The sequence below is a fragment of the Siccibacter colletis genome (genome assembly GCF_000696575.1).
Taxonomy (GTDB): Bacteria; Pseudomonadota; Gammaproteobacteria; order Enterobacterales; family Enterobacteriaceae; genus Siccibacter; species Siccibacter colletis.
Map to the genome: position 1 here is coordinate 98,831 of NZ_JMSQ01000009.1, position 25,427 is coordinate 124,257.

Consider the following 25,427-nt stretch of genomic DNA (forward strand, 5'->3'; position numbering starts at 1 on the left):
TTTCGACCTGAAACAAAAGCAGCCGCATATTATCGGTCATCCGACCGAATGCGACAACGTAGTATCCGTAGGGTTATTTACGGGTTAACGAAGGTGTTTTTTACGCGCTGGGCGTAGCGGAAATAGGGCGCCATCAGCGCCGCAGCCAGCAGAGGTAAAATAAGCTGACTCACCGCAATCTCATCGTTAACCGGCGAAAAGGCAAAAGATTTGAGCGCCAGCAGCACGCAAACCAGCAGCCAGATAATGTAGTGCTTGCGCACCAGCGCGCGGCGCTTAAAGAACGCCACGCTCAGCCACAGGGTGTAGATCCACACGGCCACTGCGGTGGCCATCGACAGATACCACAGCACGACATTTTGTGTGCTCAGTTCGCTTAACATCTGATGCGCGCGCGGCGAAATAATCGCCATAAACCAGACGACCAGGCCGAGCGAGGTGCTGAGGAGCGTTAATAAGAGCCAGGCGAGAGGGGCCAGCAGCCAGCCTCCGATACGCGTTGTCGGCGTGGTAGACATACAGCCTCCTCAGGAATTTCACGGCGCGCAAACGAATTAAGAGCGCAGGAATTATAAAGAAATTCTCAGTAATTGCTACTGTTGCACAGGGCTCACTGCACGTATCGCCAAACGGATTTGGGTACCTCGCCGATGTTGAACAGTTTGCCGCCGGAAACCAGTTCGGCACGGCGGTGATCGGCGGCGCGATACATATTAATAATCTCCTGATTATCGGTCAGGGAATAATTAAGATGATCAAAAAGCTTTTCCAGGCTGTCGAGCGTGCTAATTTTGCGAAACTTTAATAAATAGTCCTGCACCGTCATCGGTAAATATTCCTTAATGAGAAGCCAGCCAGCGTAGCTGAATTAACGTTAATGAATAATAAACTGAAAGCGGAAAAGGCTGGATAAATAACCACGGGGGAATAAGACTTTAAGAGTAATCCTGCGTTCAGAGGGCCAGGCACCGCACGATACCTGACCCGATGCGATTAACGTTGCTCGCCGTTGCTGCTGATAACCTTCTGATACCACCAGAAACTTTTCTTCCGTTTCCGGTTGAGATTGTCGTTATGATCGACATACACAAAGCCGTACTGTTTTTGATAACCGTTCAGCCAGCTTAATAAATCAATGAAGGACCAGGGATAATAGCCGCGTACGTCCGCACCCTGAGCAATGGCGCTTTCCATGGCGTCAATATGCATGCGCAAATAATCGATGCGCGCATCGTCCACCACCTCGCCATCAATAATCGGGTCTTTTGCCCCCAGGCCGTTTTCGGTGATGTAGATCGGAATATCACCGTAGCGGGCTTTCACCTGCATAATGCCGTCGGTCAGTCCCTGCGGCCAGATCTCCCAGTCCCAGTCGGTATAGACCCCCTGTGGATTACGCACAAACTTATACAGCCCCTTGAAGCCGAACTGGTGTCCGCTGTTGCGCTCCCCGCTGTGGTTGGCTTTCAGGCTGGTTGCATCCGGGTTGGCTGCCACGGTTTCCCGCTTGTAGTAGTTCAGGCCGATAAAGTCACAGATATTCTCTTTCAGCAGCGCTTCATCTCCCGGGGCATAGCGTGGCACGCCCCACAGTGCCTGGGTCTGCGTCACGAGTTGCGCCGGGTATTCGCCCTTAAGCACCGGATCGTAAAGCCAGTGGGTGTAGATGGCATCGGCCAGGTCTTTCGCTGCCACATCTTCCGGCTTGTCGGTCAGCGCCGTATGGGGTTGCAGCACGTTGACGAAACCGATCTGCCCCTTAATGCCGCTTTTACGAAACGCGTTGACCGCCAGGGCATGGGCGACAAACACGTGATGGCAGGCCTGTATTGCGCGGGCAGGATCTTGTACCGCCGGGGGATGGCTGCCGGTGATATAGCCGTGGCCAATGAATACCACGGTTTCGTTAAACGTCGCCCAGAGCTTCACCCTGGAGCCAAAGCGGTCATAGCAGAGCTGCGCATATTCCAGGAACGCCTCGGCGGTGGAGCGCGCTTCCCAGCCGCCTTCATCCTGTAGCGCCTGGGGCAGATCCCAGTGATACAGCGTAATCATCGGCTCAATGTTGTGCTCCAGCAGGGCATCAATCAGATCGCTGTAAAACTGCACGCCGGCTTCGTTAACCGCGCCGCGCCCGGTAGGCAGGAGGCGCGGCCAGGCAATGGAGAAGCGGTAGCTCTGCATCCCCATCTCCGCCATCAGCGCCACGTCCTCGCGGAAGCGATGGTAGTGATCGACGGCGATATCGCCGTTAGTGCCTTGCCATGTGGTACCCGGCAGGTGGGAAAACACATCCCAGATCGACGGGCCTTTGCCGTCGGCATCATGTCCGCCTTCAACCTGATACGCTGCGCTGGCCGCACCCCAGAGAAAATCCTGTGGAAATCCTGACATCGGTAACTCCTTGCGTAGTGGTGATGTCATCGAGTGTAGGCAACGGCTTTTTCACGCTGCAACCGGTTTCGGTAACCGGTTGCAGCGTTGCGATCGCGATCACTTTTCCGCTTTCATGTGAAACCCGGCGCGGTAACGATACGGTAATAATCTGTTGAGACATCAGTGGGATTGGTGTGAAATGACAGCGTCAACTGACCAGAGGAATCTCTATGAGTGATAAAATCCGCGTTGGACTCATCGGCTATGGCTATGCCAGTAAAACCTTCCATGCGGCGCTGATCGCCGGCACGCCGGGCATGGAGCTGGCCGCCATCTCCAGCAGCGATGCGGCAAAGGTTCATGCCGACTGGCCGACCGTGCCGGTGGTATCCGAGCCGAAGCAACTGTTTAACGATCCCAATATCGACCTCATCGTGGTTCCCACCCCCAACGATACCCACTTCCCGCTGGCTAAAGCCGCGCTGGAAGCGGGCAAGCACGTTGTGGTGGATAAACCCTTCACCGTGACGTTGTCACAGGCACGCGAGCTGGACGCGCTGGCTAAAAGCTGCAATCTGGTGCTGTCGGTGTTTCACAACCGCCGCTGGGACAGCGACTTCCTGACGCTGAAAGCGCTGGTGGCAGAGGGCACGCTGGGCGAAGTGAGCTACTTCGAATCCCACTTTGACCGCTTCCGTCCGCAGGTGCGTAACCGCTGGCGCGAGCAGGCTGGGCCGGGCAGCGGCATCTGGTACGATCTGGCTCCGCACCTGCTCGACCAGGCGATTAATCTGTTTGGCCTGCCGGTCAGCCTGTCGGTGGATCTCGCCCAGCTGCGCCCCGGCGCACAGGCGACCGACTACTTCCACGCCGTGCTGAGCTACCCGCAGCGCCGCGTCGTGCTGCACGGCACCATGCTGGCGGCGGCGGAATCGGCGCGCTATATCGTGCACGGCACCCGCGGCAGCTATGTGAAGTTTGGTCTCGACCCGCAGGAGGATCGCCTGAAGGCCGGGGAGCGCCTGCCGCAGAGCGACTGGGGCTACGACATGCGCGATGGCACCCTGACGCTGGCGCAGGGCGAGGAGATGGTGGAGAAAACGCTGCTGACGGTGCCGGGCAACTATCCGGCCTACTATGCGGCAATCCGCGACGCCCTGACCGGCAACGGCGAAAATCCGGTGCCGGCAAGCCAGGCGATTACCATCATGGAGCTGATTGAGCTGGGTATCGAATCGGCGAAGCATCGCGCGACGCTGTCGCTGGCCTGAGTAGCCGCAGTCCTGCCGGGGGCGTGAAAACGCCCCTTTTTTTCGCTCAACCGCCGCTCAACAAACAGAATGTTAATAGCAGGTTATATTTATCATTGCCCCCGACCAGGGCAGAGTAGGCTTTTTTGATATCAACAGGGATACCCTATGCGTTGGCTGCAGCGTCTGAAGATAGACACCTTCTTAGTGATTATGATTGGCGTAGTGATCGTCGCCTCGTTTTTCCCGTGCGAAGGTAGGGTGAAAACGGCCTTTGAATACCTGACGACTTTTGCAATCGGACTGCTGTTCTTTATGCACGGTGCAAAGCTCTCCCGCGAGGCGATTTTTGCCGGGATGGGCCACTGGCGGCTGCATCTGGTGGTGTTTATCAGCACCTTTGCCCTGTTCCCGGCGCTCGGGCTGCTCATGCAGTTTATTCCGCACTCGGTGCTGCCACCGTCGCTCTGGCTCGGCTTTCTGTATCTCTGCGCGCTGCCGGCCACGGTGCAGTCGGCTATCGCGTTCACCTCGGTAGCGAAGGGCAACGTGGCCGCTGCCATCTGCAGTGCCTCGGCATCGAGCATTCTGGGGATTTTCCTCTCGCCGGTGCTGGTCGGGGCGCTGATGCAGGCCCAGCAGGGGGATACCAACACCCTCGATGCCATCGGCAAGATCGTGCTGCAGCTGATGGTGCCGTTTGTGGTGGGGCACCTGTCGCGCCCGCTGATTGGCCGCTGGGTCGATCGTCATAAAAAGCTGATCAACATGACCGACCGCTCGTCGATTCTGCTGGTGGTGTACGTGGCATTCAGTGAAGCGGTAGTGGGCGGGATCTGGCATCAGATCGACGGCGCTGCGCTGATGGTGGTGGTAGGCCTGTCTACGGTCTTGCTGGCGGTGGTGCTGGTGGTGAACACCCTGGCGGCGCGGATGCTGGGCTTTAACACGGCTGATGAGGTGACGATCGTGTTCTGCGGTTCGAAAAAGAGCCTGGCGAACGGCGTGCCGATGGCGAATGTGCTGTTCCCGGCCAGTGCGGTGGGGGTGATGGTGCTACCGCTGATGATTTTCCATCAGATCCAGCTGATGGTCTGTGCGGTACTGGCGCAGCGTTACGCCCGCCGTACCGCAGCGGAAGAGACGGCCCAGGCAAAACCCTGAGCCGTAACGCATCAGGCGCGAACGGACTCGCGCAGCGCCTGTTTCTCCTGCTCGCTTAAAAACGCAATTGTCAGGCCGTTCTGCTGGGCCTGGCGGATTTGCGCCTGGCTCAGTCCGGCCTGCGCGGCAGCCACCTGATACTCGTGAGTGATGTCCACACCCTGAACCGCCGGGTCATCGGTATTGATGGTTGCCAGCACGCCATGCTCAAGGAAGGTTTTCAGCGGATGCTTCTCCAGCGCCGCCACGGTGCTGGTCTGAATATTCGACGTCAGGCAGGACTCAATCCCGATGCGCTGTTCGGCGAGGAAATCCATCAGCGCCGGATCCTCAATCGCCTTCACGCCGTGACCGATACGCTCGGCACCCAGCTCGCGAATCGCCTGCCAGATGCTCTCCGGACCTGCCGCTTCACCGGCATGCACCGTGATACGCCAGCCGGCGTCGCGGGCGCGGTTGAAGTGGGGCAGGAACAGGCTGCCGGGGAAGCCCAGCTCGTCGCCCGCCAGATCGAGCGCGGTGATATGGTCGCGGTGCGCCAGCAGGGCGTCCAGCTCCACCTCGCAGGCGGTTTCCCCGAAGGTACGGCTCATAATGCCGATAAGACGCGCCTGCACGCCAAAATCACGGCAGCCTTCGCGCACCCCGGCAATCACCGCTTCCACCACGCCGTCCACCGGCAGCTGGTGGGTCATCGCCATATAACCCGGCGAGAAGCGCAGTTCGACATAGTGCAGGCCGTGCTGTGCGGCATCTTCGATGTTTTCATACGCCACGCGGCGGCAGGCATCCAGCGACGCCAGCACCTTCACGCCCCAGTCGAGTTTGGCAAGGAAGCTCACCAGATCCGGTTCGTTGGCGGTGACCTGCACGTGCGGGCGCAGGGTTTCAAGGGTGGTAGCGGGCAGGCTCAGATTGAACTGGCGGCCAAGATCGAGAATGGTTTGGGCGCGAATGTTGCCATCGAGGTGGCGGTGCAGGTCGGTTAACGGCAGGGTGGTATCAATCATGGTCGCACTCTTTTTTTAGCTAAAGTGCAGAGCATTATAAAAATAAAGCGGGGGAAAAAGCTACGTTGCGCAACAAAAAGGGGTGTTTCCACCCCGAAGCGTTAGTTAAGTGAGCGAATGGCGGCGATTAAGCGCGCAACCCCGGCTTCCAGCTTCACCCGCGGGCAGCCCACGTTGAGGCGGATAAAGCCGTTGCCTTCTGCGCCGTAGGTGTAACCCGGCATAATGGCGACCTTCTGCTGCTCGATCAGCGCCTGTTGCAGCGCCTTATCGTCAAGACCCAATGGACGCAGATCGATCCACGCCAGATAGGTGGCGGCGGGCGGCTGCCAGTTGAGTTGCGCAAACGCCGCATTCAGGGTCTGCGCAACGTAATCGAGGTTAGCCCGCAGGTAGTCGCGCAGCGCGTCGAGCCAGGGCGATCCGTCACGATAAGCAGCAATATGCGCCACCAGCGCCAGCACCGCCGGTGAAGAAAGGCCATCCTGCCCTTTGAGCGCCGTCAGGTACGCCTCCCGCGCCTGCGGATCGCTGATGAACCCGTAAGCGCCGGTCAGGGCCGGAATGTTAAAGCTCTTGGACGCCGAGGTGACCAGCGCCCAGACGCCGCGCCCGACCGCGCTCCAGGGCGTATGGCTGCCACGCCACACCATGTCCATATGGATTTCATCGCTGATAACCCGCACGCCGTGTCGCTCGCACAGCGCCGCCAGGGTGTCCAGCTCCGGCCGCGTCCAGACTTTACCGGTCGGATTGTGCGGGCTGCACAGCAGCATGATTTTGCACTCCGGCTTCGCCAGCGCCTGCGCCAGCCGGGCCATGTCGCATACCCACTCGCCGTCCTGCTGCTCCAGCGGCAGGCTAATCACGCGGCGCTGATTACCTTCGATGGTTTTGTAGAATGCGTCGTAGGCCGGAGTATGGATCAGCACCCCGTCGCCGGGCTGCGACCACTGGCGGATCAGCTGCGACACGGTGTAGATCACCGACGGGCCATACACCAGCGTTGCCGGGTCGATGGCGGTGGCGAAACGCTGCTGATACCAGTGGGCAATCGCCCCGCTGAAATCGCTGTTATTCCAGCGGCTGTAGCCCAGCACGCCGTGGGTGAGGCGCTGCTGCAGGGCATCCAGCACGCACGGCGCGGTGGGGAAATCCATATCCGAAATGGTGAACGGCAGCAGGTCCGGTGCGCCGAAGCGGTCCGCGACATAATCCCACTGGGTACACCAGGTGCCGTGCCGGTCTACCGGCGTAGAAAAATCAAACATCGTATCGTCCTTAGCGCCTCACGCCTGCACCATGTTCATCAGTGCCGCCATTTCATCTTTTACCGACTGCACCTGCGGTCCAATCACCACCTGCAGGTTATGCTGGTTGAGCTGTACCACGCCGATGGCACGATTGGCTTTCAGCGCCTCGACATCCACGTTCGCCATCTCTTTTACCGACAGACGCAGGCGGGTGATGCAGTTATCGAGAGTAACGATATTCTCCGCGCCGCCGAGTGCCGCGAGAATAGCCGGAACGTTGTACCCGGACTTGCCGACGCTGCCCGCCATTGCGGTTTCAACCTGACGCGCCACTTCCACGTCGCGACCGGGGGTTTTGATATTAAAGCGCAGGATGGCGAAGCGGAAAATGGCGTAGTAGGCCGCAAACCAGACCGCTGCCACCACCGGCACCAGATACCACTTGGTGGCGAGGCCGTGCAGTATACCGAACACCACAAAGTCAATGACGTTGCCGTCGGTGTTGCCGATGGTGACGCCGAGCACGGCCATGATGGTGAAGCCCAGCCCGGTCAGCAGGGCGTGGATCAGATACAGCACCGGGGCGACAAACAGGAACAGGAATTCCAGCGGCTCGGTGGTGCCGCCCACCACGCAAGCAATTACGCCAGAGATGAGCAGCCCTTTAATCTTATGCCGGTTTTCCGGGCGAGCGCAGTGGTACATTGCCAGCGCCGCGCCGGGCAGGCCGCCGAGGAACGCCGGCATTTTGCCCTGCGAGAGGAAGCGCGTCGCGCTCTCGGAGAAGCCGTGTACCGACGGACAGTTAAGCTGCGCCTGGAAAATGGTCAGTGCGCCATTCACGGTTTTACCGCACACTTCCATGGTGCCGCCCGCTTCGGTAAAGCGGATCAGCGCCACCAGAATATGCTGCAGACCGAACGGCAGCAGCAGACGCTCGCCGGTGCCGAAAATCATCGGTCCGAACGCCCCGGCGCTGTTGATCATGCTTCCCAGCGCGGTGATGCCCATAGCAAACACCGGCCAGATTAATGGGATCACCAGCCCCACCAGGCCCATCACCACGCTGGTGATAATGGGAACGAAGCGGGTGCCGCCGAAGAACGCCAGCGCATCCGGCAGACGCACGTTGTGAAAACGCTCGTGCAGCAGCCAGATGATCACCCCGGCGATCACCGCCCCGAGGATGCCGGTATCCACCGACTGAATGCCCAGCACGTTCTGCACGTTATTGGCCTTCAGCACCGCCGCATCGGTGGTGGGCAGAATGCCTTTCATGGTGAGCCAGAAGTTGGTCGCCAGGTTCATCACCGTAAAGCCGACGAAACCGGCAAAGGCCGCGACGCCTTTGTTCTCGCGCGCCAGCCCGAGGGGGATAGCGATGCAGAACATCACCGGCAGGTAGCTGAAGGCGAAGGAGCCGACTTTGCTCATCCACAGGAAAATGGCCTGCAGCACCGGATGACCGAGCGCCGGAAACAGGGTGATGACATCATGGCTGCTCAGCGAACTGCCGATGCCGAGCATGATGCCGCAGAAGGAGAGGAGCGCTACCGGCAGCATGAAGGTTTTGCCCAGCTGCTGGAAGAACTCCCACACGGTGATTCGGGATGCTGCATTAGCCGCCATAAACGACTCCTTGTCCTGAAAGTGAGGTCGGGGATATATCACGCAGCGAGAAGATAAAACGTTTTATCAAACTTTAGTGCGAAACGAATCACATAATCAGGCGATAATAGCGGCTATAAAGATCCCCTATGGGTAAAACGTTTTATCTGAGCGATAAGGGAAGGGAATCGCAGCGATGTCTGTAGCGAAGAAAATCACCATCAACGACGTGGCGCTGGCGGCGGGCGTCTCGGTCAGTACCGTCTCGCTGGTGCTGAGCGGCAAGGGACGCATCTCCCACGCCACCGGTGAGCGGGTAAATGAGGCGATCGAGAAACTGGGCTTTGTGCGCAACCGCCAGGCGGTGTCGCTGCGCGGTGGGCAGAGTGGGGTAATTGGCCTGATGGTGCGCGATCTCAGCTCGCCCTTTTACGCCGAGCTGACCGCCGGCCTCAGCGAAGCGCTGGAAGCCCAGGGGCGGATGCTGTTCCTCACCCAGTGCGGACGCGACGCCGACCAGAGCGAACGCTGCTTCGCCACGCTGCTCTCCCAGGGCGTGGACGGCGTGATTATCGCCGGCGCTGCCGGAGAAGGTGCTTCGCTGCGCGATATGGCGGCGGCGCGTCAGCTTCCGCTGCTGTTTGCCTCGCGGGCCAGCCATCTTGATGAAGCCGATATTATCCGCCCGGACAACATGCAGGCCGCGCAACTGGTGACCGAACATCTTATCCGGCGCGGCCATCAGCGCATCGCCTGGCTGGGGGGACGCAGCTCCTCGCTGACCCGCGCTGAACGGCTGGGTGGCTACTGCGCCACGCTGCTGCAGTACGGCCTGCCGTTTCACAGCGACTGGGTGCTGGAGTGCGAACCGAGCCAGAAACAGGCGGCGGAGGCCATCAGCGATCTGCTGCGGCGCAATCCCACCATCAGCGCGGTGCTGTGCCACAACAGTACCGTGGCGATGGGGGCGTGGTTCGGCCTGATGCGCGGCGGACGCCAGGGCGGGGAAGGCGGGATGGAGAGCTACTACGATCGCCAGGTGGCGCTGGCGGCCTTTGCCGAGGTGCCTGAAGCCGCACTCGACGATCTGCCGGTGACCTGGGTCACCACCCCGGCCCGCGAGATAGGCCACACCCTGGCCGGACGCATGCTGCAGCGGATCAACCAGGAAGAGGATGCGTTGCGCCACCAGATTATTCCCGCCCGGCTGGTGCCCCAGCGCTGAATGCTGCCCCGGCACGTAGGGTGGGTAAGCGTAGCGCACCCACCGTTGAATACTGAATTCCGCCCATAAAAAAGGCCTCCGCAGGGAGGCCTGGTTGTTAGCGCAACATTACTGCGGAGCGATCATCGGCCCGCGCGTTGCCGGTGCCATCGGGGTTTCCAGCTCCGGAGCCGGCGCCTCGCCGCCCATGCCCGGCAGCGTAAATTTCCCGAACAGCGCCTCGACCGGCATCTTGTCGCCGTTGAGGTTCACCTGGCCGTTTGCATATTGCAGGCTGGTGCTGATGACGTTGTCTTTGGTTGACACCAGACGGAACATCTGGCCCGCAGCAGCAGCGCCTTCTACCTGTTTACGCGCCAGCTTTTCAGCCTGATCCTTCTGGTAGCCTTCAAGCTGCGCAACCTGAGTCATAAACTCGGTCGCCATGTCCATCGGGATTGACAGTTTGCCGTCCAGCGATTTCACGTTACGCAGCAGCTCTTCGCCCAGGGATTTCACCGGCTGCTTCAGCTCTTCTTTGTTTTTGAAGAACAGTGACAGGTTCAGCGAGCTTTCGCCTTTGGCATTTTTCCAGCTGAACGGCGCAACGGTGATCACCGGGCCGCTGTCGAGCAGCAGCGGCAGGTTGTTAAGCAGGATCTGGCGGAAGTTCTCCTGATAGGCCTGCGGGTTCTGCATCACTTCCGGCTGCGACAGCAGGGCGTTTGCCTGGGCGTTGTACTGCTGGCTGAACTGATGCCAGGCTTTGCCGTCAACCTGACCGACCTTCAGCGTCAGCTTACCGCTGCCCATGTTCTGGTTCTGCACCTTCAGGCTGTCGAGGGTGTAATCCACCACGCTGTTGAGATGCTTCTTGTCTTCGGCCACTTCGGTTTTCGCCGTCAGCGCCGTGCCTTCGAATACCGCCAGCTCGTTGCCTTCCACCGAAATAGCCAGCTTCTCAAGGTTGAGCTGCTGCTGACCGATGCGCTCGTCAAACGAGGTCAGTTCGGAAGAACCATCGGTTTTCAGGTTGTTGATGCTCATCTGCACGCGCTGACCATATTCGTTGACGCTGTCGATGAGCGCACTGTCGATATTCCCTTTCAACGACATCTCGTTGCTGTCACCGTCCACCGCAACCGTGAACTCCCCGCCGCTGAAGGCGATTTTGTCCTGCTCCTGCTGATAGTTCACCGGCACCAGCGTGATATCAGTAGCGGTAGCCCCCGAGTAGCCGACGCGCGTATCGGCGGTAAACAGCGACTGACCTTTGGTGTGGTCAAACAACGCTTTGGTGGTGGCGTTGTTGGCAAGCGTGGTATTCACCGAGGCCAGCGACGGGATCAGATTAAACTTTTTCAGCTGCGCGAAGGGGAACGGGCCGTGATCGACATCCTCGTTCAGCACCACGGTCTGACCCGGTTTCAGCCACGAACTTTGCGCGCCCTGAACCGGCTTCACGACCAGCTCCAGCTGGCTGCTGAACACGCCGCGATGGTAGTTCTGGTACGCCAGCTCCAGGCCTGACTCCGGCGAGGTGCGCTTCAGTTCGGCGTTGCCCTGCGCGATCATCTCCGCTACGCGGTTCTCGAATTGTTTACCGGTAAACCAGGCCGCGCCCGTCCAGACCACACCCAGGGCGACGATCACGCCCGCTGCAACCAGAGTCTTTTTCATAGTCCTTATCCCTAAAACAGTCGTCCCGGCGGGTAACCCGCCGGGTGAGTTCATCAACGTCTGACAGTGAGCTTAGCAATCCGTGCCAAAAAAATCAGTAGCTTAGTCGATTTTATTAAACACGCGCGCGATGCGTCCGATGCCGCTGACGCTGACCGGCGACTCATGGGCGGCGATAAACGCCGATTCGCCCGGCTTCAGTACCAGCGTAGCATCGCCTTTACGCAGCAGCGCTTCACCTTCGACGCAGAACACAATCGCCGCGCTGGACTGGGCCAGTTCAACAGCCTGGGTGTTCAGGTCGTGCAGGGAGAACGCGAAGTCGTCCACCGGGATCGGGAAATCCAGCTCGCTGCCGCGCTTCACTGCCTGGGTCAGCAGGCTGTCTGCCGCCTTCGGCTCGAACTTCACGTTCGCCACCAGCTCAGGAATATCGATGTACTTCGGCGTCAGGCCGGCGCGCAGCACGTTATCCGAGTTAGCCATCACTTCCAGCGCCACGCCCTGCAGGTAGGCGTGTGGGGTTTCGGCAAACAGGAACATCGCTTCGCCCGGATTGAGTTTCACCACGTTGAGCAGCAGTGGGGAGAACAGGCCGCTGTCGTCCGGGTAAAATTCACTGATGGCGCGAATGGTATCCCAGGGCTCGCCGGTTTTATCGGCCAGCGCCGCTTTCAACACCGCCAGCGCGCGGGATTTCTCATCGCCCTGCATATTCAGCAGGCTGGCGAACAGCTCGCTCAGACGCTGGGCGTTGGGTGCTTCGAGGAAGTGGGCAATGGCGGTATGCGCTCCCGCCACCGGCTGCAGCAGCGAAACGATGTCGTTGAATTCGCGGAAGGCGTTCATCGCCAGGAATGGCGTAAGCGCAAAGACCAGCTCCGGCTTGTGGTTCGGATCTTTATAGTTGCGCTCGGCGGCATCCAGCGGGATACCGGCGGCGTTCTCTTTCGCAAAGCCCGCTTCCGAGGCCTGTTTGTTCGGATGCACCTGAATCGAGAGCGGCTGATCCGCGCACAGCACCTTAAACAGGAACGGCAGCTCGCCGAAGCGCTCGGCGACGCCGCGCCCCAGCAGGGTCTCTTTATCGGCGTCAATCACGTCGCGCAGCAGATGCGTGGCGCCGCTGGCGTCCTGCACTTTTGAGCTGCTCTTCGGGTGCGCGCCCATCCACAGCTCCGCCATCGGCAGCTGTTGCGGGTTGGCGATACCGTAGAGTTCCGTTAACGCAGTTTTACTTCCCCAGCCGTAGTTCTGCACTGAGTTAATGAGTTTTTGCATTATCAAGCCCTGTAGTCATGAGGATGAAATCTGGCGTTATTAAACCAACAAACCCGTTTGAAGTAACCAGCGGCAGTAAAAAGTCGTATTAGTCTCAGTTTTTGTTAAAAAATTGTGTACGATGTGGCGACTCGCTTTTGAAGACGGCACATGGACCATGCGCCAATAACATTCCATATCGAAGCAGTAAGTGAGAGCACAATGTCGAATAAACCCTTTTACTATCAGGAACCCTTTCCGCTCGCGAAGGATGACACCGAATATTACCTGCTGACCCGCGACTACGTTTCCGTCTCCGAATTTGAAGGGCAGGCGGTGCTGAAAGTGGAGCCCCAGGCGTTAACCCTGCTGGCCCAGCACGCCTTCCACGATGCCTCTTTCATGCTGCGCCCGGCGCATCAGCAGCAGGTCGCTGACATTCTTAACGACCCCGAGGCCAGCGAAAACGACAAGTACGTCGCCCTGCAGTTCCTGCGCAACTCCGAGATCGCCGCCCGCGGTATTCTGCCCACCTGCCAGGACACCGGCACCGCCATTATTATGGGTAAGAAGGGGCAGCGCGTCTGGACCGGCGGCGGGGATGAAGCCGCGCTGGCGCACGGCGTGTATAACACCTATATCGAAGACAACCTGCGTTACTCCCAGAACGCCGCGCTGGATATGTATAACGAGGTGAATACCGGCACCAACCTGCCGGCGCAGATCGATCTCTACAGCGTGGACGGCGAGGAGTACAAATTCCTCTGTATCGCCAAAGGTGGCGGCTCGGCCAACAAAACTTATCTCTACCAGGAAACCAAAGCGCTGCTCTCACCGGGCAAGCTGAAAAACTATCTGGTGGAGAAGATGCGCAGCCTCGGTACTGCGGCCTGTCCGCCTTATCATATCGCGTTCGTCATCGGCGGCACCTCGGCGGAAGCCACCCTGAAAACCGTGAAGCTCGCGTCCACGAAATACTATGACGGGCTGCCGACCGAAGGTAACGCCCACGGCCAGGCGTTCCGCGACGTGCAGCTGGAGCAGGAGCTGCTGCAGGAGGCGCGCAATCTCGGCCTCGGTGCGCAGTTTGGCGGTAAATACTTCGCCCACGACGTGCGGGTTATACGCCTGCCGCGCCACGGCGCATCCTGCCCGGTGGGCATGGGCGTCTCCTGCTCGGCAGACCGTAACATCAAGGCCAAAATCAACCGCGACGGCGTCTGGATCGAAAAGCTTGAGAACAACCCCGGCAAATACATCCCGGAAGCGCTGCGTCGTGAAGGTGAGGGCGAAGCGGTACGCATCGACCTGAATCGCCCGATGGCCGAAATTCTGCAGCAGCTGTCGCAGTACCCGGTGTCCACACGCCTGTCGCTCTCCGGCACCATTATCGTGGCGCGCGACATCGCCCACGCGAAGCTGAAAGAGCGCATCGACAGCGGGCAGGGGCTGCCGCAGTACGTTAAGGATCACCCGATCTACTACGCCGGCCCGGCCAAAACCCCGGACGGCTATGCATCTGGCTCCCTCGGCCCGACCACCGCCGGACGTATGGACTCCTACGTTGACCTGCTGCAGTCCCACGGCGGCAGCATGATCATGCTGGCGAAGGGCAACCGCAGTAAGCAGGTCACCGACGCCTGCCACCAGCACGGCGGCTTCTACCTCGGCAGCATCGGCGGCCCGGCAGCGGTGCTGGCGCAGAGCAGCATCAAGAGCCTCGAATGCGTCGAATACCCGGAGCTGGGTATGGAGGCGATCTGGAAAATTGAAGTAGAAGACTTCCCGGCGTTCATCCTCGTGGATGACAAAGGCAACGACTTCTTCCAGCAGATCCAGTCCTCGGCCTGCGCCACCTGCGTTAAATAAGCCAGCCGCCCTCCGGGGCAGTTTTTTTTAAGTGGCGCGTAAACGCACAAAGCCGCAATCAGTTCGCTTTTCATCATCCATACTGATAACCGCAATTGAGCAGCGTCGGACCCGATAACCTTTTGTTACAACAGGAGAACGTCATGGCAACGCATCGCAGTGAAAAAGATTCTATGGGCGCCATCGAGGTGCCGGCCGATAAGCTCTGGGGCGCGCAGACCCAGCGTTCGCTGGAGCATTTTCGTATCTCGACCGAGAAAATGCCGGTCGCGCTGATCCAGGCGCTGGCGCTCACCAAGCGTGCGGCGGCGCAGGTTAATCAGGATTTAGGTTTGCTGGCCCCGGAAAAAGCGCAGGCGATTGTCCAGGCAGCGGATGAAGTGCTGGAGGGCAAACACCCGGACGAGTTTCCGCTCGCCATCTGGCAGACCGGGTCCGGCACCCAGTCCAACATGAACATGAACGAAGTGCTGGCCAACCGCGGCAGCGAGATCCTCGGCGGCGTGCGCGGTATGGAGCGTAAAATCCACCCCAACGACGACGTCAACAAGAGCCAGAGTTCCAACGACGTTTTCCCCACGGCGATGCACGTGGCGGCGGTGATTGCCCTGCGCGAACAGCTTATCCCGCAGCTGAAGGTGCTGAAAAAGACGCTGCATGAGAAATCCCAGGCCTTTGCCGGGATCGTGAAAATTGGTCGTACCCACCTGCAGGATGCCACGCCGCTGACCCTCGGCCAGGAGATCTCCGGCTGGGTGGCGATGCTTGAGCACAACCTGCGCCATATCGAGCAGAGCCTGCCGCACCTCTCTGAACTGGCGCTCGGCGGTACGGCAGTGGGAACCGGGCTGAATACCCATCCGGAATACGCGGTGCGGGTCGCGAAAGCGCTGGCGGATCACACCGGGCAGCCGTTTGTGACCGCCCCGAACAAATTCGAAGCGCTGGCGACCTGCGATGCGCTGGTGCACAGTCACGGCGCGCTGAAAGGGCTGGCGGCCTCGCTGATGAAAATAGCCAACGACGTGCGCTGGCTGGCGTCCGGGCCGCGCTGCGGGATTGGCGAGCTGGCGATCCCGGAAAACGAGCCGGGCAGCTCCATCATGCCGGGTAAAGTCAACCCGACCCAGTGCGAGGCTATGACCATGCTCTGCTGCCAGGTGATGGGCAACGACGTGGCGGTGAATATCGGTGGGGCGTCGGGCAACTTCGAACTGAACGTCTATCGCCCGATGGTGATCCATAACTTCCTGCAGTCGGTGCGTCTGCTGGCGGACGGCATGGAGAGCTTCAACGAGCACTGCGCCATCGGCATTGAGCCGGTACGCGAGCGCATCGATCAGCTGCTCAACGAATCCCTGATGCTGGTTACCGCGCTCAATACCCACATCGGGTACGACAAAGCGGCGGAGATCGCCAAGAAAGCGCACAAAGAGGGGCTGACGCTGAAGGCCGCCGCACTGAAGCTGGGCTATCTCAGCGAGGCGGAGTTTGATGAGTGGGTACGGCCGGAGCAGATGGTCGGCAGCATGAACCCTTAACGCGCCAGGTAAAGGTGCAGACGCGGGATCAGCGGCGTCAGCGGCTCCGCCAGCGGTTTATGGCGGTGTTGCACATTATCGGCGTTGTAGTTCAGCAGCTCGCCGAGGTCGGGCACGCTGCTTCCCGGCGCTGGCGGGCAGAGCGCAATAACCGGCGTGGCGCAGGCGTACTGCACCTGTTTCTGATCCTGTGAATACCAGACCCGCGCCACCGGCTGCACCTTCACCGGTCGTTTGATCTTCAGCCGCGCCTGCTCGGGCAGGGCGGCGATATCGTTATACTCCTGCTCAAGATGCGCCAGCCACTGCTCACGGGTCCAGGGAGCCTGGGCGCGCGGCGACTTCATGCTTTTCTCCAGCATCGTCAGCACCTCATCGCGGGTGAGATTTTTAATCACGTGCTTGTTGGCCCAGCCGAAACGCAGCGTTGCCGGATTATCCACCACCACCAGCTTGCGGTAGGCGTTCAGCGTAATCAGCCCCGGCAGCTGGCGATGCACCCACTCGAAGCGCTGCGCAGGCGGTAGGCCGCTCTCTTTCGCAATAATCTTTTCCAGCTCGGTCTTCAGCCTGTTTACTTCGCCGATCCGCTGGTGCAGCAGGGCGCGCTCCTCATCGCTCACCGCGTAACATACCGCCCCGGGCAGCCGCAGCGCGGCTTTGCTGCTGCGATTTTCCGACTGCTGCTGGATGAACAGGCGTGTGAAGTGCTTCAGTGCCGCTTCATGGGCCTGTTTACCGATCAGCTGGTTTACCGCGATGGTTTCCAGCGGGTCATGCTCTTCGCCTTTTTTTACCTCGGGCAGCGTGAACACGCGCCCGGTCAGCAGATGGCTGGTGGAGAGCAGCTCGCGCACCCCGGCGAGCTGGCGCTCCAGCTCGCGAAAGGTAGTAGTCAGGCGTTCAATCAGATCGTATTGCGGCATAGCGACACCAATTAGTTACAACATACTTTATGTTATAGCACATCCGACACGTTGCAGGCCACGGTGTTTGCTTGTTCCTGTAGGGTGGGTAAGCGCAGCGCACCCACCATCAAATCACCCATGCCGGAGGGATGGCCCCGTCCGGCATCAAAACCGCCGCGCCGCAGGCGTTGAGTCCGGGCTGGCGGTCGGGAACCGCCAGAGGGCGCGAGCCCCGGGATGGGGTATCGCGCCCGACCGGAAGCGAAACGCCGGAGGCAAGGGCAGCCCGCAGGGCCGGTTTTATTGGCCGGGAGCCGGGATGGTGAAGGGGGCGGCGGCGAGCCCCCTTCACCCGTTCACATGCGGCAGCGTTCCCATGTGAGCGCGGTGCCACGGTGAACGGAACCCTCACCGCGATCACATAGACCGCACACCACAAACGGCGGGTGCACGTTAAAGGTGGGTGCGCTGCGCTTACCCCACCCTACGAGCGCACCTTAAATCATGAAAAATAACCCATGCCGGAGGGATGGCCCCGTCCGGCATCAAAACCGCCGCGGCGCAGGCGTTGAGTCCGGGCTGGCGGTCGGGAACCGCCAGAGGGCGCGAGCCCCGGGATGGGGTATCGCGCCCGACCGGAAGCGAAACGCCGGAGGCAAGGGCAGCCCGCAGGGCCGGTTTTGTTGGCCGGGAGCCGGGATAGTGAAGGGGGCGGCGGCGAGCCCCCTTCACCCGTTCACGTGCGCAGCGTTCCCATGTGAGCGCAGTGCCACGGTGAACGGAACCCTCACCGCAATCAGATAGACCGCACACCCCAAACGGCGGATGCACGTTAAAGGTGGGTGCACTCCGTTTACCCACCCTACGGGTTGGAGATACGTGTAGGGTGGGTAAGCGCAGCGCACCCACCTCAATCCCCATCACCCGGCCAGCTGAAACGAAAACGCGCACCGCCGGCGCGGCTGCTTTCTGCCGTGACCTGGCCCTTCATCGCCACTGCCACCGAGCGCACAATGGCCAATCCGAGTCCGCAGCCGCCGGTGGCGCGGTCGCGGCTTGGGTCGAGGCGTACAAACGGCTCAAACACGCGCTCGCGTTCCGCTGCCGGAATACCCGGCCCGTCGTCCTCTACCGCCAGCACCCACTGCCGCTCATCCTGTTGCAGGGAAACAGACAGCGTCTGCTGGCTGTAGCGCAGAGCGTTATTGATAAGGTTATCCAGCACCCGATCCATCAGGCGTACGTCCACGCTGGCGATGGCTGCCACCGTCGGGAGCGTCAGCAGGATCTCCCGCTCGGGATGGATATAGCGTATCTCTTCAATGCGCTCTTTCAGCCAGTTCGTCAGGTTAATGCGCGACAGCGTCAGCTCCGTCTCCGGGCGGTCGAGGCGGGCGTAGGTCAGCAGTTCGTCAATCAGCCCCTCCAGCTGGCCGATATCGCGGTTCAGTCCGCGCGCCTCGTCGGGGCTGAGGTTGTCGCTCATCGCCAGACGATAGCGCAGGCGCACCAGCGGCGTGCGCAGCTCGTGGGCAATGCCGTCGATCAGCTGCTTCTTGCTGGCGATCAGCGCGTTGATGTTGTCCGCCATCTGGTTGAAGGCAACGCCCATGCGCTCGAAGCTGGAATCCGGCTCAAAATGAATGCGTTCGTCGAGCTTGCCGCTGCCCAGGCGCCGGGCCGCCGACTCCAGCTTCAGCATCTCCTGCCAGTGTGGACGCATCCAGATAAACACCGGAACCGCGAGGGAGAAGGCGATAAAGGCGATCAGCGCGATGTCCAGCAGCCGCATCTGGTGCAGGAAAAACAGATAGGGCACCGGCCCGACGGCCAGCACGTAGTTGCTCTGGGGGATGCGCTGGATAAAGGTGTACTCCTTATCCAGAGCGATAATATCCCCGTCGCGCAGCCGCTTCATGGTCGGGGCGTTGAGCGTAAAGGTATTCAGCGGTTCGATGCGCAGTTTAAACGACAGATTGAGATCCAGCTCGCCGATGGTTTTATTCCAGTCCTTCGGTGGGATCTCGTCCAGCTCGCTGCGCATAAGATAGAGCGAGCTTTTCATCAGGTCGTCCAGCGACTGCCGGCCCGCGCGCTCGGCGGTGAACTTATACACCAGCCCGACCAGCATGGTCATCACCAGGAAACAGGCGAACAGCAGCAGGTAAAACTGCACGAACAGCTTTCTCATCAGGCGTCGTCCCAGGCGTGGGGGGCAAACAGATAACCTTTATTGCGCACGGTTTTGATGCGGTACGGCTCGGTGGCGCTGTCGTTAAGCTTTTTACGCAGCCGGGATATCGCCACGTCCACGCTGCGATCGAGGCCGTCGTAGCTCACGCCGCGCAGGTTCTTCAGCAGCGCATCGCGATCCATAATCAGCCCGGCGTGCGTTGCCAGCTCCCACAGCAAATCAAAATCAGCCGTGGAAAGACTGACCTGCGCGCGGCCGAGCGTCACCTGGCGGTTTAGCGGGTCGATGCACAGCGTACCAAACTGCAGGGCTTTGTGCGGGCGCAGCGTCGTGGTGGCAGGCTCAGAGGGCGGGCTCTGATGCTGGCGCAGGTGCAGACGCAGGCGCGCCAGCAGCACTGGCGGCGGGGTGGTTTTCAGGATGTAGTCGTTGGCACCCATCTCCAGCGCCAGGATATGGTTCATGTCGCTGTCCAGCGAGGTCAGCAGCACAATCGGGCCGTGCCACTGCGGACGCAGATCGCGGCACAGCGTCATGCCATCTTTACCCGGCAGCATAATGTCCAGCAGCACCAGGTCCGGCTGTTCGCGCGCGATGGTGGCTTCTGCCAGATCGCCCCGGTTTTCAATAATGACATCAATGTCATGCTTACCCAGCCAGGCGGCGATCAGCGACCCGACCTCCGGATCATCTTCGACAAAGACTATCTTGCTCATCGTGCATAGCGCTCACGAAAAAAATCCAGGATACACGGCCCTGGATTTGAATACTATCAATCGTGGTTAAACGGATCAGCGAAGGGGTCTGCCGCCGTCTACCGCAAAAGAGCGGCCCGTAACGAAACAGCTGGTGAGCAGATAATCCACCAGATCGATGATCTCTTTTTCGCCCGGTGCGGTTTTCATCAGGGATTTGCTGAGCGCCTTCTGGCGGTACTCCGCATCGTCGCCCTCGTTGAACAGGATCAGCGACGGCGCGATGGCATTGACCTTCACTTCCGGTGCCATCTTCTTCGCAAACGAACGCGTCATGTTATCCAGCGCCGCTTTACTGGCCGCGTAGGCAATGTGCTTATCGCTGCCGCGCTCCACCACGTAGTCGGTGAAGTGGATGATATCTGCGGCAGCATGGCCCTGACCGCGCAGCAGCGGCTCAAAGGCGGTGTTGAGCAGGTAGGGGGCATGAACGTGGATCTGCAGCATGGCGCTCAGTACCTCAGCCGGCTGATGCGCCGGGGACTCCGACATCCAGGCGCTGGCGTTGTGCAGCACAGCGCGCAGGCTGGTGGTGCGGCGCTTTACGTCCTCGGCGAAGGCGAGAATGCCGTCATCGGTGCAGAAGTCGGCTTCGATACAGATGCCGCCGGCCTCTTCGATAACGTCGATCGCCGGGTAGCGCGTGCGGTAGCTGACGATGACCGACTGGTGCTGGGCAAGGAAATGGTGCGCCAGCGCAAGACCGATGCGACGGCCTCCACCGGTAATCAGTATCGGGCGGTCAGGACTCTTTCCCATCGGTCACTCCTCGTTATTCAGGGGATCAGCGCATCAGCATCCATGTTGCCGGCAGGGCCGCAATCAGCAGCACTACCATCGCGGCTTTCTCCCGCAGGTTAAGCTGAACGTTATCGCTATGGGTACGGCGGGCGTACATAAACACCAGCAAGCCCGGTGCGTACAGCACCACGGACAGCAGCAGGTGCATCGGGCCTGAGGCATACAATAACCATAAGCCATAAATGCACGCGCCGATACCAACGAACTGATGCAACGGTTTTTTTGCGATTTTAAGCAGATATGCACCCACCAGGAAGTAGGGCACGAGGATCATTTCTGAGGCGATGGTCAGCAGGGTGTTGTAGTCCGACCCGGTGAGCCAGATCAGCACCAGGCAGATTTGCACGCTGATGTTGGTCAGCCACAGCGAGGCAGACGGCGCGTTGCGCGCGTTCTGACGGGCAAAACGCTTTGGAAAGGCTTTGTGGGTCGCGGCCAGAAGCGGCACTTCCGCTGCCATAATGGTCCAGCTCAGGTACGCCCCGCACACCGAGACGATAAGCCCGACGGCGATGACTACTTCGCCCCATTTGCCCATCATATCCACCATCAGCCCGGCCATCGACGGGTTGCGCATCTGCGCCAGCTCCGGGCGAGCGACGACGCCCAGCGACAGCAGCGTCACCAGCAGATAGACCACCAGCGCGGCCAGCACCGCCAGCAGGGTGGCGCGGCCCACGTCGGCGCGGTTACGGGCGCGGGCGGAAACCACCACCGCGCCTTCCACACCGATGAACACCCACAGGGTGATGAGCATGGTGTTTTTCACCTGTTCCCACACCGGCACGCCGAGCGATACGCCGGTGAAATCGAGGGCGAAGACGTCCATCTTAAACGCCATTACCGCCAGCACCACAAACAGCCCGAGGGGCAGCAGCTTCGCCATTGTGGCGGCAAGGTTAATGCTCGCCGCGGTCTGCACGCCGCGCAGCACCAGCCAGTGCACGACCCACAACAGCACCGACGCGCCAACGATGGACTGCCAGGTATTGCCGTCGCCAAACAGGCGCAGCTCCGGGGTATCGGTAAAGAAACTCAGGGCGGAGAAAACAATCACCAGATAAGAGACGTTGGCGATGACGGCACACAGCCAGTAACCCCAGGCCGAGCAGAAGCCCATCAGCTCGCCGAAGCCTTCGCGCGCGTAGGTGAAGATACCGCCATCCAGGTCCGGACGCAGACGCGAGAGGATCAGCATGGCCACCGCCAGCATCAGGATACCGACGCCGGTGATCGCCCAGCCAATCAGCAGCGCCGCCGGGCTTGCCACCGCCGCCATGTTCTGCGGCAGGCTGAACACCCCGGCCCCCAGCATTGAGCTAAGCACCAGCGCAGTCAGTGCCGCCAGACCCAGTTTCTTATCCATAGTTATCCTGTCAGTAAAGAGAGATGATCCAGAATAATTATTACGTCATAACGCATAAAAATGGCGGATCGCACTAAGGCGCGGGATTTTACGCAGTGGGTGACGCGCTTGCAATGAGATGTGCAGCAAATAATAGCAAAAGACAAAAAAGGCAGCCCGCAGGCTGCCTTATGCTGTAACGGCGAGGCTTATTTGAACAGGTCGGCGCTGATGGTCATGTTGCCACCGCGCTCCTGCCACTGGCGGGTAACGTGGTAGTACTTCGCGCCTTTTTTCGCAGCACGCTTCGCCACCTGATAGGAGACGTCGGTCATGCTGTGGTAGTTGCCGGTGAACTTCACGCTGTCAAACGGCACCATCTGCGCGGCGGTGACTTTATTCACTTCCTGAATCTCAGTACCGTCCGGCAGGGTGACAGTGTAACGCCCGCCTTTAGAGGACTGGGTTTCGAAGAAACGGCCTACTTCGGTCGACGGGGACGAAGTGGTTGCCACGCCCGGGATCTCAACTTTCTTCGCTTCTTCACCGCCTTTTGCCAGCGCGGCGCGGCCGGCATCGGAGTCGGCTGGAATCGCATCCGGGCTCTGCAGTACGCGTTTCTTCGCATCCGCTTTATAGATGAACGCGGTGATCAGCTGGTTGCCGCCCTGGTTGGCATCAACCTGACGCACGATGTAGAACGCGTGCGCGCCTTTGTTTTTCGCCTGTTTGGTGATGGCGTCATTCACTTCCGGCTGGCTGCGGAAGAAGCCTTTCACGGTAACGGTATCGTAAGGCTCCAGCGCAAACGCCTGGTCTTTCGGCAACTCAACCACGCCGTTGATCACGCGATTCTCCGGCGCATCGGCTTTCGGTGCGTCTTCGCGATAGACATCGGCCACTACGCGCCAGTTGCCGCTGTTGCCGGTGTCGTTAGTATCCAGAATATAGAAAGAGGCGGCGCCCATTGAATCTGCACGACGGGAAACCGCAGTGGCTGCTTCGTTGATGGCATTAAAACGCCCGGTGATCGTAATACGATCGTAAGGTTTCAGAGCGGCGGCCTGGTCCGGCGTTAATTCTGTCGCGGCATGAGCGGACAGCGTGGTTGCAGCAATTACTGCGGACGCCAGAAGGGTGTTCTTGATCTTCATAAAAAATAATCCTTCGCCTTGCGCAAACCAGATACTGGTGTTGTGTATATGAATAAATCGTTAGCGCCCGATTATGGCATTGTTCAGCCAGCACTGTCTGCGTCATTTTTCACATGCTGTGCCGCGGTTTGATCAAAACCCATAACCTTTGGTAATAGGTGCGTGAAATGGGCCGTTGACCGGTTAAAACGATAAAGCTTATGAGTTTTTACGTTAAAGTATTGTTAAACAACAGGCGAAGCACCGCGCAGAATCATGTTTTCCCGCTCCGCTTAAGCGGATTATCGGCCTTCCGGGGTTAAATTCCGGTAAAAAAACCTGTCAGCGCCGGTGGACGCTACACTTTCACAGATAAAACCATAATTTCCTGACGCCAGATGTGGATCACAGGCGCTAATTTCAGTAGGTTATAGAAAGTTTGTTACAGCTTCTTTTCTCTGGTTCTGTATCCGGCGCGGCTTTTTTCGCCGCTACAGCGCCTGTCTGACAAACCATCAATCGAAACCGATGGAAGGGAATACTATGCGTATTGGGGTACCGAAAGAGGGGTTAGCCAATGAAACCCGCGTGGCTGCGACGCCAAAAACCGTCGAACAGCTGCTGAAACTGGGTTTCACCGTTGCGGTAGAGCGCGACGCCGGCAAACTGGCGAGTTTTGATGATGCCGCGTTCCTCGCGGCCGGGGCGCTGGTCGAACCGGCAAGCGACGTCTGGGCATCCGACATTATTCTGAAGGTGAACGCGCCGCTGGAGCAGGAAATTGACCTGCTGCGTCCGGGCACTACGCTGGTGAGTTTCATCTGGCCGGCGCAGAATCCTGAGCTGCTGGAGAAACTGGCTGCGCGCGATATTACCGTGATGGCGATGGACTCGGTGCCGCGTATCTCGCGCGCCCAGTCGCTCGACGCGCTCAGCTCAATGGCGAACATCGCAGGCTACCGCGCCATCGTTGAGGCCGCCAACCAGTTTGGTCGCTTCTTCACCGGGCAGATCACCGCCGCCGGTAAAGTGCCGCCGGCCAAAGTGATGGTGATCGGTGCCGGGGTGGCGGGTCTGGCTGCTATCGGCGCCGCCTCAAGCCTGGGGGCCATCGTGCGCGCCTTCGATACCCGTCCTGAAGTGAAGGACCAGGTTAAAAGCATGGGCGGCGAATTCCTTGAGCTGGATTTCGAAGAGGAAGCCGGCAGCGGCGACGGCTATGCCAAAGTGATGTCCGAGGCCTTCATCAAAGCGGAAATGGCGCTGTTTGCCGCCCAGGCAAAAGAGGTGGACATCATCGTTACCACCGCGCTGATCCCGGGCAAGCCAGCGCCGAAACTTATCACCCGTGACATGGTCGACAGCATGACGCCGGGCAGCGTGGTGGTGGATCTTGCCGCTCAGAACGGCGGCAACTGCGAGTACACCGTGCCGGGGGAAATCTTTACCACCCCGAACGGCGTGAAGGTGATTGGCTATACCGATCTGGCGGGCCGCCTGCCGACCCAGTCTTCCCAGCTCTACGGCACCAACCTCGTTAACCTGCTGAAGCTGCTGTGTAAAGAGAAAGACGGCAATCTGACCGTGGACTTCGAGGATGTAGTAGTACGTGGCGTAACCGTCATCCGTGACGGCGAAATCACCTGGCCGGCACCGCCGATTCAGGTCTCCGCCCAGCCACAGGCCGCACCGAAAGTAGACACCGCGCCCAAAGCGCCGGAAGTGCCTGCCTCTCCGTGGCGTAAATACGCATTGATGGCGCTGGCAATCATCTTGTTCGGCTGGCTGGCAGACGTTGCACCGCCGTCGTTCCTTGGCCACTTCACCGTCTTTGCGCTCTCCTGCGTGGTGGGTTACTACGTGGTGTGGAACGTCTCCCACGCTCTGCATACGCCGCTGATGTCGGTGACCAATGCCATCTCCGGCATCATCGTGGTCGGCGCGCTGCTGCAAATTGGCGACGGCGGCTGGGTCAGCTTCTTCAGCTTTATTGCGGTGCTCATTGCAAGCATCAATATCTTTGGTGGTTTCACCGTTACTCAGCGCATGCTGAAAATGTTCCGGAAAAATTAAGGG

20 protein-coding genes are annotated in these 25,427 nt (G+C 59.8%); 6 read left to right on the forward strand and 14 right to left on the reverse strand.

Features of this window, described 5'->3' with window-relative positions; translation table 11 throughout:
• Positions 1-77 precede the first annotated feature (77 nt).
• The 3 genes from ET34_RS0112440 to ET34_RS0112450 all read right to left on the reverse strand — a co-directional run bounded on the left by ET34_RS0112440 (position 78) and on the right by ET34_RS0112450 (position 2,394).
• Positions 78-518, reverse strand: coding sequence for a DUF2569 domain-containing protein (locus ET34_RS0112440; protein ID WP_031522509.1), 441 nt, complete (start codon positions 516-518; stop codon positions 78-80).
• 92 nt (positions 519-610) lie between these two features.
• Positions 611-826, reverse strand: coding sequence for a transcription modulator YdgT (gene ydgT, locus ET34_RS0112445; protein ID WP_031522511.1), 216 nt, complete (start codon positions 824-826; stop codon positions 611-613).
• Between the two features lie 167 nt (positions 827-993).
• A complete protein-coding gene (locus tag ET34_RS0112450; protein WP_031522513.1) occupies positions 994-2,394 on the reverse strand; it encodes a glycoside hydrolase family 1 protein in 1,401 nt (466 codons plus the stop codon).
• 212 nt (positions 2,395-2,606) lie between these two features.
• Here ET34_RS0112450 and ET34_RS0112455 point away from each other — a divergent pair, with 212 nt between their 5' ends.
• Together ET34_RS0112455 and ET34_RS0112460 are read left to right on the forward strand one after the other, a co-directional pair.
• Positions 2,607-3,647: an oxidoreductase gene (locus ET34_RS0112455; RefSeq protein WP_031522515.1), complete on the forward strand. Its 1,041-nt coding sequence runs from the start codon at positions 2,607-2,609 to the stop codon at positions 3,645-3,647.
• Between the two features lie 147 nt (positions 3,648-3,794).
• Positions 3,795-4,790, forward strand: coding sequence for a bile acid:sodium symporter family protein (locus ET34_RS0112460; protein WP_031522517.1), 996 nt, complete (start codon positions 3,795-3,797; stop codon positions 4,788-4,790).
• A gap of 11 nt (positions 4,791-4,801) precedes the next feature.
• Here ET34_RS0112460 and add read toward each other — a convergent pair whose 3' ends face one another.
• From add to malX, 3 genes are all read right to left on the reverse strand, one after another.
• Complete coding sequence (add, locus tag ET34_RS0112465; RefSeq protein ID WP_031522523.1) at positions 4,802-5,800, reverse strand: adenosine deaminase; 999 nt, start codon at positions 5,798-5,800, stop codon at positions 4,802-4,804.
• A 101-nt stretch (positions 5,801-5,901) separates the two neighbouring features.
• A complete protein-coding gene (locus tag ET34_RS0112470; RefSeq protein ID WP_031522525.1) occupies positions 5,902-7,071 on the reverse strand; it encodes a MalY/PatB family protein in 1,170 nt (389 codons plus the stop codon).
• 18 nt (positions 7,072-7,089) lie between these two features.
• A complete protein-coding gene (malX, locus tag ET34_RS0112475) occupies positions 7,090-8,682 on the reverse strand; it encodes a maltose/glucose-specific PTS transporter subunit IIBC (RefSeq protein ID WP_031522527.1) in 1,593 nt (530 codons plus the stop codon).
• A gap of 175 nt (positions 8,683-8,857) precedes the next feature.
• Here malX and ET34_RS0112480 point away from each other — a divergent pair, with 175 nt between their 5' ends.
• Positions 8,858-9,886: a Mal regulon transcriptional regulator MalI gene (locus ET34_RS0112480; protein ID WP_031522529.1), complete on the forward strand. Its 1,029-nt coding sequence runs from the start codon at positions 8,858-8,860 to the stop codon at positions 9,884-9,886.
• A 108-nt stretch (positions 9,887-9,994) separates the two neighbouring features.
• On the opposite strand, the gene ET34_RS0112485 is transcribed toward ET34_RS0112480, so the two are convergent.
• Positions 9,995-11,545 carry a YdgA family protein gene (locus ET34_RS0112485; RefSeq protein ID WP_031522531.1) on the reverse strand — a complete coding sequence of 517 codons (1,551 nt, stop codon included), beginning with the start codon at positions 11,543-11,545 and terminating at the stop codon, positions 9,995-9,997.
• A gap of 102 nt (positions 11,546-11,647) precedes the next feature.
• Positions 11,648-12,826, reverse strand: a complete 1,179-nt coding sequence (manA, locus tag ET34_RS0112490) for a mannose-6-phosphate isomerase (protein ID WP_031522533.1) — start codon at positions 12,824-12,826, stop codon at positions 11,648-11,650.
• Between the two features lie 201 nt (positions 12,827-13,027).
• Here manA and fumA point away from each other — a divergent pair, with 201 nt between their 5' ends.
• Together fumA and fumC are read left to right on the forward strand one after the other, a co-directional pair.
• Positions 13,028-14,674, forward strand: a complete 1,647-nt coding sequence (gene fumA, locus ET34_RS0112495; RefSeq protein ID WP_031522535.1) for a class I fumarate hydratase FumA — start codon at positions 13,028-13,030, stop codon at positions 14,672-14,674.
• 143 nt (positions 14,675-14,817) lie between these two features.
• Positions 14,818-16,215: a class II fumarate hydratase gene (gene fumC / locus ET34_RS0112500; RefSeq protein WP_031522537.1), complete on the forward strand. Its 1,398-nt coding sequence runs from the start codon at positions 14,818-14,820 to the stop codon at positions 16,213-16,215.
• Here fumC and tus read toward each other — a convergent pair.
• The 6 genes from tus to ydgH all read right to left on the reverse strand — a co-directional run bounded on the left by tus (position 16,212) and on the right by ydgH (position 23,372).
• Positions 16,212-17,141, reverse strand: a complete 930-nt coding sequence (tus, locus tag ET34_RS0112505) for a DNA replication terminus site-binding protein (protein ID WP_031522539.1) — start codon at positions 17,139-17,141, stop codon at positions 16,212-16,214. The genes fumC and tus overlap by 4 nt on opposite strands.
• An 892-nt stretch (positions 17,142-18,033) precedes the next feature.
• Positions 18,034-19,314 carry a two-component system sensor histidine kinase RstB gene (gene rstB, locus ET34_RS0112510; protein ID WP_031522540.1) on the reverse strand — a complete coding sequence of 427 codons (1,281 nt, stop codon included), beginning with the start codon at positions 19,312-19,314 and terminating at the stop codon, positions 18,034-18,036.
• Complete coding sequence (gene rstA, locus ET34_RS0112515) at positions 19,314-20,033, reverse strand: two-component system response regulator RstA (protein ID WP_031522542.1); 720 nt, start codon at positions 20,031-20,033, stop codon at positions 19,314-19,316. Before rstA ends, rstB begins: the two co-directional genes overlap by 1 nt.
• A gap of 75 nt (positions 20,034-20,108) precedes the next feature.
• On the reverse strand, positions 20,109-20,831 hold the full coding sequence (folM, locus tag ET34_RS0112520; protein WP_031522543.1) for a dihydromonapterin reductase: 723 nt from the start codon (positions 20,829-20,831) through the stop codon (positions 20,109-20,111).
• 25 nt (positions 20,832-20,856) lie between these two features.
• Positions 20,857-22,239 carry an amino acid permease gene (locus tag ET34_RS0112525; RefSeq protein WP_031522546.1) on the reverse strand — a complete coding sequence of 461 codons (1,383 nt, stop codon included), beginning with the start codon at positions 22,237-22,239 and terminating at the stop codon, positions 20,857-20,859.
• Between the two features lie 188 nt (positions 22,240-22,427).
• Positions 22,428-23,372 carry a DUF1471 family protein YdgH gene (gene ydgH, locus ET34_RS0112530; protein WP_031522548.1) on the reverse strand — a complete coding sequence of 315 codons (945 nt, stop codon included), beginning with the start codon at positions 23,370-23,372 and terminating at the stop codon, positions 22,428-22,430.
• 522 nt (positions 23,373-23,894) lie between these two features.
• On the opposite strand from ydgH, the gene pntA reads away from it, so the two are divergent.
• On the forward strand, positions 23,895-25,424 hold the full coding sequence (gene pntA / locus ET34_RS0112535) for a Re/Si-specific NAD(P)(+) transhydrogenase subunit alpha (RefSeq protein ID WP_031522549.1): 1,530 nt from the start codon (positions 23,895-23,897) through the stop codon (positions 25,422-25,424).
• The last annotated feature ends 3 nt before the right edge of the window (positions 25,425-25,427 follow it).

Bases quoted from the DNA above. Each gene is read 5' to 3' on its own strand.
- ET34_RS0112440 (WP_031522509.1), bottom strand. From the start codon at position 518: ATGTCTACCACGCCGACAACGCGTATCGGAGGCTGGCTGCTGGCCCCT.
- ydgT (WP_031522511.1), bottom strand. From the start codon at position 826: ATGACGGTGCAGGACTATTTATTAAAGTTTCGCAAAATTAGCACGCTC.
- ET34_RS0112450 (WP_031522513.1), bottom strand. From the start codon at position 2,394: ATGTCAGGATTTCCACAGGATTTTCTCTGGGGTGCGGCCAGCGCAGCG.
- ET34_RS0112455 (WP_031522515.1), top strand. From the start codon at position 2,607: ATGAGTGATAAAATCCGCGTTGGACTCATCGGCTATGGCTATGCCAGT.
- ET34_RS0112460 (WP_031522517.1), top strand. From the start codon at position 3,795: ATGCGTTGGCTGCAGCGTCTGAAGATAGACACCTTCTTAGTGATTATG.
- add (WP_031522523.1), bottom strand. From the start codon at position 5,800: ATGATTGATACCACCCTGCCGTTAACCGACCTGCACCGCCACCTCGAT.
- ET34_RS0112470 (WP_031522525.1), bottom strand. From the start codon at position 7,071: ATGTTTGATTTTTCTACGCCGGTAGACCGGCACGGCACCTGGTGTACC.
- malX (WP_031522527.1), bottom strand. From the start codon at position 8,682: ATGGCGGCTAATGCAGCATCCCGAATCACCGTGTGGGAGTTCTTCCAG.
- ET34_RS0112480 (WP_031522529.1), top strand. From the start codon at position 8,858: ATGTCTGTAGCGAAGAAAATCACCATCAACGACGTGGCGCTGGCGGCG.
- ET34_RS0112485 (WP_031522531.1), bottom strand. From the start codon at position 11,545: ATGAAAAAGACTCTGGTTGCAGCGGGCGTGATCGTCGCCCTGGGTGTG.
- manA (WP_031522533.1), bottom strand. From the start codon at position 12,826: ATGCAAAAACTCATTAACTCAGTGCAGAACTACGGCTGGGGAAGTAAA.
- fumA (WP_031522535.1), top strand. From the start codon at position 13,028: ATGTCGAATAAACCCTTTTACTATCAGGAACCCTTTCCGCTCGCGAAG.
- fumC (WP_031522537.1), top strand. From the start codon at position 14,818: ATGGCAACGCATCGCAGTGAAAAAGATTCTATGGGCGCCATCGAGGTG.
- tus (WP_031522539.1), bottom strand. From the start codon at position 17,141: ATGCCGCAATACGATCTGATTGAACGCCTGACTACTACCTTTCGCGAG.
- rstB (WP_031522540.1), bottom strand. From the start codon at position 19,314: ATGAGAAAGCTGTTCGTGCAGTTTTACCTGCTGCTGTTCGCCTGTTTC.
- rstA (WP_031522542.1), bottom strand. From the start codon at position 20,033: ATGAGCAAGATAGTCTTTGTCGAAGATGATCCGGAGGTCGGGTCGCTG.
- folM (WP_031522543.1), bottom strand. From the start codon at position 20,831: ATGGGAAAGAGTCCTGACCGCCCGATACTGATTACCGGTGGAGGCCGT.
- ET34_RS0112525 (WP_031522546.1), bottom strand. From the start codon at position 22,239: ATGGATAAGAAACTGGGTCTGGCGGCACTGACTGCGCTGGTGCTTAGC.
- ydgH (WP_031522548.1), bottom strand. From the start codon at position 23,372: ATGAAGATCAAGAACACCCTTCTGGCGTCCGCAGTAATTGCTGCAACC.
- pntA (WP_031522549.1), top strand. From the start codon at position 23,895: ATGCGTATTGGGGTACCGAAAGAGGGGTTAGCCAATGAAACCCGCGTG.